This window comes from Solirubrobacter ginsenosidimutans, from assembly GCF_027587205.1.
In genome coordinates, this window is sequence record NZ_JAPDOD010000046.1 from 41,562 (window position 1) to 53,068 (window position 11,507).

Genomic DNA, 11,507 nt, shown 5'->3' on the forward strand with positions numbered 1-11,507 from the left:
GCTTAGAACTAGTTGATCGTGACGTCCCCGGCCACGCCGATGTTCGTCACCTTGTTGACACGGGCGTTGCCCAGGATGTTCGTGACGATCTGGGTGTTCCCCTCCCGTTTCTCGGCTTCGTCAAGCAGCTCCTGCAGTTCCTTCGCGAACTGCGGGTTCGCCTCCAGCCGCGGCTCGAGCACCTCGGCGACCTCTTGGGCGCGTGCCTCGCTTCCGGGCTTTTGTTCCAAACGCGTCAGCGCCTCGTCGACTTCGGCGTCGCCCGCGAAGCGGTCCTTCACTCGCTTGAGGAGCCTCGTCGCGACGCCGGCGAGGCCGTCGCCCGTCCCCTCGCCGATGCGCTCGGCGATCTTGGTGGCGATCAGCGATGCGGCCGCGAGGGCGATGGTTGCGGGATCCACGTGACTCCTCTCGATCGGTCGGGCTTATCGTAACGGTGCGACTTGCGTGCTGGAGGCAACGGCGAGATGCTCCGCGAGAACGCTCGTGGACCAGAACGATGAGACCGGCCGCGTCGTACGCGGGTGGCTGAACGGCGACCCTGAGGGCCGCCGGCTGCTGGATCGCCTCGAAGACACGCCGCAGGCGGAGGTCCCGCTCCTGCGGACATGGATGGAGCGCAACCAGGGCAGCGCGCCGCCAGTGGTGCAGCAGCAGATCACGGGTGGGCACATCGACAAGCTCGTGATCGTGGCGCAAGCTGAGAACGTCAACCTTGGTCAGCATGCGGACCGGATAGCCGCCGATCCGTACCGGCCTCGGCTCGCCCCGCTGCTGCGCCGTCACGAGTTCGTCGCCGGTCGCGAGAAGGAGATGGGACTCGTCCGGGACGTGATCCAGACGAGGTCGAGGCCGTACGTCTTCGTCACGGGCATGTCCGGCTACGGGAAGACGGCGCTGCTCGTCGAGCTCGTCCGGCAGTTCGAGGCGAGCAATGGCGCAGGGCCGACCGTCGTGTCGACGTTCATCAGCCGTGTCTTCGGCCTCGCCGACGAGACCTTCGGACTCGGCAACCTGTGCCAGCAGCTGGCCGCCGCCCACGACGACCGCCGCGCGTTGGTGTCCGGGTCCGCCGACCTGCGCGCCAGATATCTGGGTCTCCTGGCGAAGCAGCCGCCCGCAGGGCGGCGCCTCGTGATCGTTATCGATGGGCTCGACGAGGCCGATGGCTGGATCGCTCCTGACCTCTTTCCGCCCGATCTGCCGGAGCAGGTCGTCGTCGTCTTCTCGGCACGCGAGGCGGCGGAGCACGACTGGGTGCAAGAGCTCCAGCTGCCCGCCGAGGCAGTGAGCCAAGTCTCGCTCACGCGCTTTGGGAGAGCGGAGATCCGCGAAATCGTCGCCGCCGCCGGAGGCGCGGACGCCGCCTGGGCGAGCGAGCCCCCGGCGCTCGACGCGATCACCACGGTCTCGGAGGGCGATCCGTTCTACGTCCGCCATCTCGTCGACGACATCCGCGAACGGCGGATCCTCTCGGTCGAGGCGCTGCGGAAAAAGCCGACCGGGCTGAAGGCGTACTTCGACGAGTGGTGGAAGGACGTCGTCACGGTCGTAGGCGTGCCCGGCGTGGCCGATCTCCTCGGCTATCTCCTGGTTGCGCGTGGGCCGCTCACGCGCGACGACTTGACGGACATCAGCGAGGACGACGCGCTCGCCTGGGACAGCGTCGACACCGCGCTCGACGGTGTCCGGCGGCTGTTGATCGGCGACGCGGACGACGGTTACACGCTCTGCCACTCGCGCTTCGCCACGTACTCTCGGACCATCGCATCAACGCAGCGGCGCGACGGAAGTACCGCGACCGCTTGATCGAGTCCTGCGAGCGCTGGGACGAACATCGCCGGCGCTACGCGCTCGTGCACCTTGCGGGACATCTCGGCGACGAGCTCGCGGTCTCGGCGGCCGGCCGCGCCGACGAGTTCGCGGCCAAGCTCGCCGCGCTCGTGACCAACGCCGGCTACCAGCGGGCACACCAGGACGCGACCGCCGATCCAGCCGGCCTCCAACAGATCCTGCGGGCCGCCCTGGCGAGCATTGCGGCGTCGGAGCACGCCGTGGCGCTCTCGCCGCTGGTGCAAGTCGCGCTCGCGCAAGAGAGCTTCCGGCGAGAGTGGCTACGGCCGGACTCGATCTTCGCGCTCGCGGAGCAGGGGAGCTTGCGGGAGGCCGAGCGTCGCCTCGCGATGTTCCAGGCTGACGATCACTGGGCGCAGGCGATCCGGCTGTTGATCGCGTGGCTCGCGCCCGCAGATGAACGTGACCGGGCGGACGAGCTGCGTACGCGCGTCAGGGCTGAGTTGCAGCCGGATCTGCTGCTCTCGCTGCTGCACGACCAGGTGCACGCTGTGCTCGGCGGCCCGGTTGTCGGGCCGGCCGGCCTTCCAGCCCCGCCATCACTGGAGGTCTCACAGGAGATCGTCAGTCGACTCGGGGGCGCCACGGCCAATGAATCGCACATTTCCGGGTTCGAGCCGCTGGAGGCGTCGGGACGGCCCGGAACGACTCCGGAGTATCTCGCGGAGCTCCAGGGTCCGATCCTGGTGGCGACGGCCGCCCACGATTGGGTGGCCGGAGGTGCGCTGCTCGACGAGTACATCGCGATCCACGCCGCGAATCCGTACGCGGAGTACCGCAATCGCTCTCTGTGGGCGCTCCTTGGCGCGGTGCTGCGACATCCGGACTCGTACCGCGCGCGGGACCTTGCTCGCACGATCGCGACGGCGGCGCTAGGGCGATCCGCAATCGTCTTCCAGGAAGGGCTCGCCATCGCCGTCGACGCCAGGCGGGGAGTCGAGCTACGCGACCGCGAGCAGGAAGCCCTCGGACGAACCGAGGTCTTGGCAGCGCTCCGCTGGCGATCCGACTCGTGGGGCAGCCATCAGCGGCGGTTGGCGGCGCTCGCCGAGGCCTACTGCGTCGCCCTCCGAAAGCCGCACGAAGCGCAAGCGTTGCTTGCGAGGGGCACGCAGTTGCCGAGCGGCTTCGCCGGGTTCCAGGCGCCGGTCAGCCTCACCCTCGCGGAGTCCAACGCTCTCTGTGGCGGCCCGGTGGCTCCGGCCTTGGACGCCGCGCTCACCGCTGCGCACAACATCCAAGAGCCGCCCTTCTGCGCGCGCACCACTGCGCGCGTGAACGCCATGCGACACCGCTGGTGGCCAGGCCCAACCGACTTCGAGCCCATCGTCGACCGCCTGATCGCCGACTCGCTCACCGCCGAGTTCTCGCCGATCCACATCGTCGGCGAGGTCTATCGGCACCGAGGGGCGGGCGAGCGCCTCGATATCCCCGACGCGATGAGGACCGCCGACACGCTGCCGGCGCTCGCGGAGTTCGTCTATCGGACGACGCCGAGCGCGATCCGGCGACTCAACCAAAACCTTCCAGTGGACCGCGCGCTGGAGCGCGATAGCGAGGTCTCCGTGCCCGACTCGCGTTTCATCCCGCAGCTGGCGGCGCGGTTGGCGGCCGGCATCCTCGCTCAGACCGGTCGTTCGCCGTTGGCGCGTGCGCGCCTGATCCGGCGGCTGGTGCCGTTCGCGGCTGAGAACCCAACCGCGCTGGACACCATCCTCAGCAGGCTCGTGCTCGCGGCGCCGGACGGCGACTTCGAGGCGCTCGCGCCGCTGGCGGCGGACGCCGCCGCGCAGATGGACGAGCCGGACCCCTCTCTGGCCAGAGAATTCTAGATCGCTCGAGCGATCAGGTCGCGACCGCGGAGCCTTCGTCGCGAGCGACCAGCGCGGCGTACTTGCCGCCCAGCGCCAGGAGCTCCTCGTGGGTGCCGCGCTCGGCGACCTCGCCGCGGTCCAACACCACGATCTGGTCGGCGTCGCGGACGGTCGAGAGCCGGTGCGCGATGACGAGCGTGGTGCGGCCCTCGGCGAGCTTCTCCAGCGCCTCGCCCACGGCGCGCTCGGTCGCGACGTCCAGCGCGGACGTCGCCTCATCCAGGACCAGCACGGGCGGGTTGCGCAGGATGGTGCGGGCGATCGCGATCCGCTGCTTCTCACCGCCCGAGAACCGGAAGCCGCGCTCGCCCACGACCGTGTCGTAGCCGTCGGGCAGCTCCGCGATCTTGTCGTGGATCTGCGCCGCCCGCGCCGCGTCCTCGATCTCGGCATCCGAAGCGTCCGGCCGCGCGAAGCGCAGGTTCTCGCGCACCGACGCGTGGAAGAGGTAGGTCTCCTGGGAGACGACGCCCACGGTGTCGGCGAGCGCGTCGAAGGTCAGCTCGCGCAGATCGGTGCCGTCGATCAGGACCGCGCCCTGCTCGGGGTCGTACAGGCGCGCGGCGAGGTAGCCCAACGACGTCTTGCCCGCGCCCGTCTCGCCCACCAATGCGGTACGCGTGCCCGGCGGGACGACGATGTCGACGTCGCGCAAGGTCCACTCGTCGCCGTAGCGGAACCAGACGCCGTCGAAGCGCACCTCGCCACGGACATGGTCCAGCGTTCGCGTCCCCGGCGTGATGTCCACCGGCAGGTCGAGGTACTCGAAGACGCGGTCGAACAAAGCGACCGACGTCTGGATGTCGACGGCCACCGACAACAAGGACTGGACCGGGAAGAAGAGCCGCGTCTGCAGCGTGGTGAACGCGACGATCGTGCCGATCGAGGCCGCGCCCGGGGCCAGGCCCGCGAACAGGTAGACCAGCGCGGGCATGACCGCGAAGGACGTCTGGATCGCGGCCATCATCCAGCGGCCGGCCATCCGCGAGCGGACCTCGAGGTCGGCCAGGTTCGCCGACTCGCGCTCGAAGCGCTCCGTCAGTTCCGGCCCGCGGCCCATCGTCTTGCCCAGCAGGATGCCGGACACCGACAGGGACTCCTGGACCAGCGACGAGATGTCGGCCATCGCGCCCTGCTTGACCGTCGTGATCTTGCGCCGCTGCGCACCCACCCGGCGCGACAGCAACACGAAGAACGGCAGCAGCGCCAGCGAGAACACCGCCAGCCGCCAGTCCAGCAGGAACATGGCGACGACCGACGCGATGACCGTCGTCACGTTGGAGACGATCGACGCGGCGGTCGAGGTGACGACGCTCTGCACGCCGCCGATGTCGTTCGCGATCCGCGACTGGATCTCGCCCGTCCGCGTCCGCGTGAAGAACGCCAGCGAGAGCTTCTGCAGGTGCTGGTAGACCTGCGTGCGCAGGTCGTGCATCACCCGCTGGCCCACCAGGTTGGTGAGCCAGGTCTGGCCGACGCCCAGCACCCCGGTCGCGATCGAGATGGCGATCATCCCGCCGACCAGGACGAACAGCAGGTCGTTCTCGTTGTCGGGAATCGCGTGGTCGAGCACGTCCCGCAGCAGGAACGGGGAGATCATCGAGAGGATCGCCGAGACGGCGATCAGGAACAGGACGATCCCCAGCCGGCCCCGGTAGGGCCGGAAGAGCCGAACGATCCGGCGCGTCAGGTCTGGCGTCTTAGGCTTGCCAGGGGGTGGGGGTTGGAGGCGACGCCCTCCCGGGGAATCGCCTCCGCCCTCATAGCGCCGGAAGGCTGCCGTCACACAGCCACCGTATTCGGCGCAGGCTCCAAAGCCAGCTCGAGCACCTCGTCGATGCTCATGACGGGATGGAAGGACATGACGTCACGGACGTCCTGGGGCACGTCGTCGAGGTCGCCGCGGTTGCGCTCGGGCAGGATCACCGTCGTCAGCCCCGCGGCGTGCGCGGCCAGGATCTTCTGCTTGAGGCCGCCGATCGGCAGCACCCGGCCCTGCAGGGTGACCTCGCCGGTCATCCCGACCGTGTGCTTGACCGGGCGCCCGGTCAGGAGCGACGTCAGCGCGGTCGTCATGGTGACACCGGCGCTGGGGCCGTCCTTCGGGATCGCGCCCGCCGGCACGTGGACGTGGAACTCGCGGTCGGTGAAGGCGTCCTCGGAGACTCCGAGCTCCTCCGCGTGGCCGCGGATGTAGGAGAGCGCGATCCGCGTCGACTCCTTCATCACGTCGCCCAGCTGGCCGGTCAGGACGAGGGAACCCTCACCCTTGCCCTTCATCGCGGTCGCCTCGACGAACAGCACGTCGCCGCCCGTCCCGGTCACCGCGAGGCCCGTGGCCACACCGGGGACGGCCGTGCGCAGCGCCGCCTCCTGGAAGACCTTCTGACGGCCGAGCGCGTCGCGGATGATCTCGGTCGTGATCTCGACGGGAGCCGTGGCCTTCCCGGACGCGATCTGCGTCGCGGTCTTGCGCAGGATCGTGCCGAGCTCGCGCTCGAGGTTGCGCACGCCCGCCTCGCGGGTGTACTCCTGCGCCACCTGGGTCAGGATCGCGTCGGAGACGTTGACCTCGTCCTCGAGCAGGCCGTTGCGCTCGCGCTGGCGCGGCCAGAGGTAGCCGCGAGCGATCGCGGTCTTCTCGGCCATCGTGTAGCCGTCGAAGCGGATGACCTCCATACGGTCCAGCAAGGGCCCGGGGATCGTCTCAGCCACGTTGGCGGTCGCGATGAACATGACCTGGCTCAGGTCCAGCTCCACGTCCAGGTAGTGGTCGCGGAACTCGTGGTTCTGGGCCGGGTCGAGCACCTCGAGCAGGGCCGCGGACGGGTCTCCGCGCCAGTCGGCGCCGACCTTGTCGACCTCGTCGAGCATGATCACCGGGTTCATCGTCCCCGCGTCACGCAACGCACGCACCAACCGGCCCGGTAGCGCGCCGATGTACGTGCGCCGGTGGCCGCGGATCTCGGCCTCGTCGCGGACGCCGCCGAGCGACATGCGGACGAACTCGCGTCCGGTCGCGCGGGCGATCGACTCGCCGATCGAGGTCTTGCCGGTGCCGGGCGGGCCGATCAGCGTGAGGATCGCGCCGGAGCGCTTGTCCTCCTTGATGCCCCGCTCCTCGCGCAGCTTCTTGACCGCCAGGTACTCCGTGATGCGGTCCTTGACGTCCTCGAGGCCGGCGTGGTCGGCGTCGAGCACCTCGCGCGCGGCGTTGGGGTCGAGCTTCTCGTCGGAGCGCTTGCTCCACGGCACCGAGATCAGCCAGTCGAGGTAGGTGCGGATCATCGAGGACTCGCCGGACTGCTCGCCCATGCGCTCCAGGCGGCCGAGCTCCTTGGTGGCCTGCTCCTCGACGGCCTCCGGCATGCCGGCTTCCGCGATCTTCTTGCGGTACTCCTCGGCGACCGAGGCACCGTCCTCGCCCAGCTCGCGCTGGATCGACTCCATCTGCTTGCGCAGGATGTACTCGCGCTGCTGCTTGTCCGCGCCGGACTGCACGTCCTCGCGGATCTTCTTGCGCAGCTGCAGCTCGGTCAGGCGCTCACGCTGGAGCTCCACGACGATCTGCAGGCGGTCGGCGACGTCGAGCGTCTCGAGCGCGCGGACCTTGTCTTCGAAACTGACGTCGGGCGAGTAGCCGATGGTGTCGGCCAGCGGGCCCGGCTCGGCGATCGCGCGCAGGAACTGCGCGATGCGATCGTCGGCGCCGCGCGTCTCGAGGATCTCCTCGATGATCGCGCGGTATTCGCGCTCCAGATTGCGGGTGCGGCCGTCGACCGGCTTGTCGTCGGTGTGCTCGACGACCTCGATCATCAGGCGCCCGAGCTCATCGGTGTGCGCGGCCCCGGCAACGCCGCGGGCGACGCCGGAGAGGGCGACGGCGCGGCCGCCGCCGGGAAGGCGGATGTGGTCCGTGACCTCCGCGATCGTCCCGACCTTGGCGAATTCGCCGTCGTGACGCGGGATCAGCAGGACCCGCTCCTCGTCGCCAACGCGGACGGGAAGCGTCACATCCATGGTGGGGAAGACCACCGTGTCGTCCAGCGGGACGAGCAGGAGGGATGGCATGGTGTGCGGCTTCACTTTCTCTCGGTACTTACTTTCCGTAAGAGTACCAGCCGCACACCCAGGACTCAACAGATCTCTGCGACCTCGACTGAGATTCTATCTTGGCGCCATACGCAGGGCGCCGTCCAGGCGGATGACCTCGCCGTTGAGCATCGTGTTGGAGACGATGTGCAGCGCGAGCGCCGCGTACTCGTCCGGGCGGCCGAGGCGGGGCGGGAACGGGACGGTCGCGCCGAGCGAGGTGCGGACCTCTTCGGGCAGGCCCGCGAGCAGCGGCGTGTCGAACAGACCCGGCGCGATCGCGCAGACGCGGATGCCGGACTGGGCGAGGTCGCGCGCCGCCGGGAGGGTGAGGCCGACGATGCCGCCCTTGGACGCCGAGTAGGCGACCTGGCCGATCTGGCCGTCGTAGGCGGCGATCGACGCCGTGTTGATGTGCACGCCGCGTTCACCCGCCTCGTCGGGGGTGTTGTCGAGCATCGAAGCGGCGGCGAGGCGCAGCACGTTGAAGCTGCCGATCAGGTTGACGCGAATCACGGTCTCGAACACGTCGAGGCTGTGCGGGCCCTTGCGGCCGGCGGTCTTCTCGGCGGGGCCGATCCCGGCGCAGCTGACGCTGATCCGCAGGCCCTCGTCGGCCGCGGCGTGCTTGACGGCGGCCGCGACGTCGGCCTCGCTCGTGACGTCGGTCGTGATGAACTCGGCGCCGATCTCCTCGGCGAGCGCGGTGCCGCGCTCGGCGTTGAGATCCGCGATCGTGACGCGGGCTCCGGCGGCGCTCAGGCCGCGAGCGGTGGCGGCGCCGAGACCCGACGCACCTCCCGCTACGAGGGCGTTCAAACCTTCAATTTGCATCCGCTGGACGCTAGCCCAGACGGGCGGTGCGGGTCTTCGACGAGATGCCCGAGAGGATCTCGTTGCCACCGAACTTCGCTTGGAAGCGCACGCGGCTCGCCGTGCGCGTCTTGAAGGAGAACGTCGTCTTGTACTCGCAGGTGCGCGAGAGCGAGACCCGCTTGGACGAGATCAGCTTGGTGCCGCGCTTGGCGCTGAACGTGATCGTGCCCGAGCAGCCTTGAGAGGGCGAGACCGGGTCGGGCCGCGTGATCTTGCCGTTGAGGCTGAAGGCATAGGGCGCCTTGCGGTCGCGGCTCGGCTTGAGCGTGAGCGTCATCTCCTTGGCGGCGAAGCGGCGGACGGTGACCGCGCGCACCGCGCTCGTCGTCTGTCCCGCGCCGTCGAAGGCGACGGCGAGCAGTGTGTTGCGGCCCACGTCGCCCCCGCGTGGCTGGTAGGCGCAATTGAACGGCGCGGCGACGACCTCGCAGAGCAGGCGGTCGTCGTCGAAGAACTGCACCTTGGCCAGACCGCGGTCGTCCGCGGCGGTGACGGAGAGCATCGTCGTCGTGTTGGCCGAGAGGGCGGCGCCCGCGCCGGGCGCGCCCCACGCGAGCGTCGGCGCGTGATCGTCGAACGGGCCGCCCGGGCTCGCCTGGATCTGGACGTTCTCGCAACTGGGCGAGATCACGTCGAGCGTGTCGGCGAGCACGGTGTCGGTGCCGCCGTTGCAGATGACGGTGTCGGGCGAGCCGTCGCGGGCGTTGATCAGGTCGTCCTGGGGGCCGCCCTCGAGGACGTCCGCGCCCTCGCCGCCGGTGATGACCGCCTTGCCGGAGATGGCGGTCAGGCGGTTGGCGCGACTGTCGCCCGTGAGCGTGATCGTCTGCGAGGTGTCGACGACGGCGCCCTCGACGTTCTCGACGTCGGTGCCGATCAGGTCGTTCTCGGGCGGGCCGTCGACCTCCGTGGGCCCGCCGTCGTTCTGGATGCCGTCGAGCGAGAACGCCGCCCCGAAGCGTTTGCCGTAGGACGCGGTGTCGATGCCGTCGCCGCCGACCATCGTGTCGGTGCCCGTGTTAGGCCGCAGGATGTCGTTGCCGTCGCCGCCGCGCAGCTGGTCGTTGCCGGGGAAGCCGTCGATGTCGTCGTTGCCCGCGCCGCCGTCGATGCTGTCGCCGCGCAGCCCGCCGACGAGGACGTCGTTGCCGTCTCCGCCCGTGATGATGGCCGGGATCGTCTCCAGGCCGAAGAAGGTGCCCTGGTCGTCCTGGTATCCGGCCTCGAGGCGGTCGCTCATGTCGCCCGCGTCGAGCGTGGCGCTGTCCACGTTCACGCAGACGTACGGATTGGTCCCGGTACAGCCGGGCCCGAGCGTGATCGGGTCGTCGTCGCGGCCGGTGCCGTCGAAGCGCTGCACGGTCACCGTGCCGTTCGGGTCCTCGGTGAACCGCACGTTGCTGACCTTGCCGGGGGCGCCCGTGTAGTGCAGGAGCTTGTTCGCGTCGACGCTCAGGTCAGCCGCCCGCGCGGAAGCGGGCAGCGCGAGGAGGATCAGTGCGATCGAGACCGCCAGTCGCCGGACCATCGCGTCAAACCTAGCGGGCGCTCGCGTAGCGCAGGAACAGTTCGTCCTCACTGCGTAACACCCAAGACAACGCGAACCGCGCCGGCGCGGCGAGACGAGGGCCGGCGACGATCGCGGTCTGCGTGCCGTCGCCGGTGAGGAGCGGGCTGAGCGTGAGGAAGAGCTCGTCGACGAGGCCCGCGGCCAGGAACCCGCCGAACAGCGACGGTCCGCCTTCGCTCAACAGCGCCCGCACGCCTCGCGCGCGGAGGTCGGCCAGCGCATTCGCCGGCGTGCACTCCTGCAGGCGCACGACCTCGACCGGGGCAGCGACGTCCGGCACCGGGCCCGCGTCGGCCGGGCCGTAGATCACGACCGGCTGGTCGGGCGCAGCGAACAGCCCCGCCTCCCACGGGATGTCGAAGCGGCGCGAGATCAGGACCGCGAGCGGCGGCGAAGGGCGGCGCGCGGGGGACAACAGCCGGGCGTAGCCTTCGGCGCGCACCGTGCCGGGGCCGATCAGGACCGCGTCGGCGACGGTGCGCAGCCCGAGCAGCATCTCGAGGTCGCCGTCGCCGCCCAGGGGCCGCGAGCTGCCGTCGATGGTCGCCCGCCCGTCCACCGACTCGACGAAGTTGAAGAACACGTACGGGCGCGCGTCACCCGCGCGTGACGCCAGGTCGGCCTCCGCCAGCAGCTCGGCGGCCGAGAACGTCCCGCCGCCGGTCAGGCGCTCAAAGGACGACATGGCAGCCCTCGAAGTGGTCATCGACCAGTCCGCAGGCCTGCATCATCGCGTAGGCGGTGGTGGGGCCGACGAAGCGGAAGCCCTCCTTCTTCAACGCCTTGGCCAGTGCCTTGGACTCGGGCGTCGACGCCGCGAGCTCCGCCAGGCCGCGGCGCCGCGACGGCCGCGGCTCGGGCGCGAAGGACCAGATCAGGTCGGTCAGGTTCACGTCCAGCGCCGCCCGCGCATTCGCGATCGCCGCCTCGATCTTCAGGCGATTGCGGACGATCCCCGCATCGGCCATCAGCCGCGCCACGTCATCCTCGCCGAACTCCGCCACCCGCGAGATCTCGAACCCCGCGAACGCCGCGCGGAAGTTCTCGCGCTTGCGCAGGATCGTGATCCACGCCAAACCGGACTGGAAGGCCTCCAGCGTCATCCGCTCGTACAGGCCCTGGTCGGTCTTCACCGGCCGGCCCCACTCCTCGTCGTGGTAGGCGATGTACTCGGCCGCGGAGACCGACCAGGCGCAGCGCAGGAGTCCGTCGGGGCCTTCGGCCAGTGCGTCGCTCACGTC

General features: G+C 70.0%; 9 protein-coding genes. 2 read left to right on the forward strand and 7 right to left on the reverse strand.

Annotated features, from left to right (window positions below; all coding sequences use genetic code 11):
- Positions 1-8: 8 nt before the first annotated feature.
- Positions 9-401 carry a Het-E N-terminal domain-containing protein gene (locus tag OM076_RS34250; RefSeq protein ID WP_270044662.1) on the reverse strand — a complete coding sequence of 131 codons (393 nt, stop codon included), beginning with the start codon at positions 399-401 and terminating at the stop codon, positions 9-11.
- Positions 402-486: 85 nt separating this feature from the next.
- Between OM076_RS34250 and OM076_RS34255 the strand changes: the two genes are divergently transcribed.
- Both OM076_RS34255 and OM076_RS34260 read left to right on the forward strand, forming a co-directional pair.
- Positions 487-1,809 carry an ATP-binding protein gene (locus OM076_RS34255; RefSeq protein WP_270044663.1) on the forward strand — a complete coding sequence of 441 codons (1,323 nt, stop codon included), beginning with the start codon at positions 487-489 and terminating at the stop codon, positions 1,807-1,809.
- Positions 1,806-3,686: a hypothetical protein gene (locus tag OM076_RS34260; RefSeq protein WP_270044664.1), complete on the forward strand. Its 1,881-nt coding sequence runs from the start codon at positions 1,806-1,808 to the stop codon at positions 3,684-3,686. Before OM076_RS34255 ends, OM076_RS34260 begins: the two co-directional genes overlap by 4 nt.
- A 13-nt stretch (positions 3,687-3,699) precedes the next feature.
- Here the strand turns inward: OM076_RS34260 and OM076_RS34265 are convergent, their stop codons facing one another.
- From OM076_RS34265 to OM076_RS34290, 6 genes are all read right to left on the reverse strand, one after another.
- Positions 3,700-5,418: an ABC transporter ATP-binding protein gene (locus OM076_RS34265; protein ID WP_272598767.1), complete on the reverse strand. Its 1,719-nt coding sequence runs from the start codon at positions 5,416-5,418 to the stop codon at positions 3,700-3,702.
- Between the two features lie 92 nt (positions 5,419-5,510).
- On the reverse strand, positions 5,511-7,799 hold the full coding sequence (gene lon / locus OM076_RS34270) for an endopeptidase La (RefSeq protein WP_270044666.1): 2,289 nt from the start codon (positions 7,797-7,799) through the stop codon (positions 5,511-5,513).
- 96 nt (positions 7,800-7,895) lie between these two features.
- Positions 7,896-8,654, reverse strand: a complete 759-nt coding sequence (locus OM076_RS34275) for an SDR family NAD(P)-dependent oxidoreductase (protein WP_270044667.1) — start codon at positions 8,652-8,654, stop codon at positions 7,896-7,898.
- A 10-nt stretch (positions 8,655-8,664) separates the two neighbouring features.
- Positions 8,665-10,224, reverse strand: a complete 1,560-nt coding sequence (locus OM076_RS34280) for an Ig-like domain-containing protein (RefSeq protein ID WP_270044668.1) — start codon at positions 10,222-10,224, stop codon at positions 8,665-8,667.
- A gap of 10 nt (positions 10,225-10,234) precedes the next feature.
- Complete coding sequence (locus tag OM076_RS34285; protein WP_270044669.1) at positions 10,235-10,951, reverse strand: dihydrofolate reductase family protein; 717 nt, start codon at positions 10,949-10,951, stop codon at positions 10,235-10,237.
- On the reverse strand, positions 10,938-11,504 hold the full coding sequence (locus tag OM076_RS34290) for a DNA-3-methyladenine glycosylase I (RefSeq protein ID WP_270044670.1): 567 nt from the start codon (positions 11,502-11,504) through the stop codon (positions 10,938-10,940). Before OM076_RS34290 ends, OM076_RS34285 begins: the two co-directional genes overlap by 14 nt.
- Positions 11,505-11,507 lie beyond the last annotated feature (3 nt).

Bases quoted from the DNA above. Each gene is read 5' to 3' on its own strand.
- lon (WP_270044666.1), bottom strand. From the start codon at position 7,799: ATGCCATCCCTCCTGCTCGTCCCGCTGGACGACACGGTGGTCTTCCCC.
- OM076_RS34275 (WP_270044667.1), bottom strand. From the start codon at position 8,654: ATGCAAATTGAAGGTTTGAACGCCCTCGTAGCGGGAGGTGCGTCGGGT.
- OM076_RS34280 (WP_270044668.1), bottom strand. From the start codon at position 10,224: ATGGTCCGGCGACTGGCGGTCTCGATCGCACTGATCCTCCTCGCGCTG.
- OM076_RS34285 (WP_270044669.1), bottom strand. From the start codon at position 10,951: ATGTCGTCCTTTGAGCGCCTGACCGGCGGCGGGACGTTCTCGGCCGCC.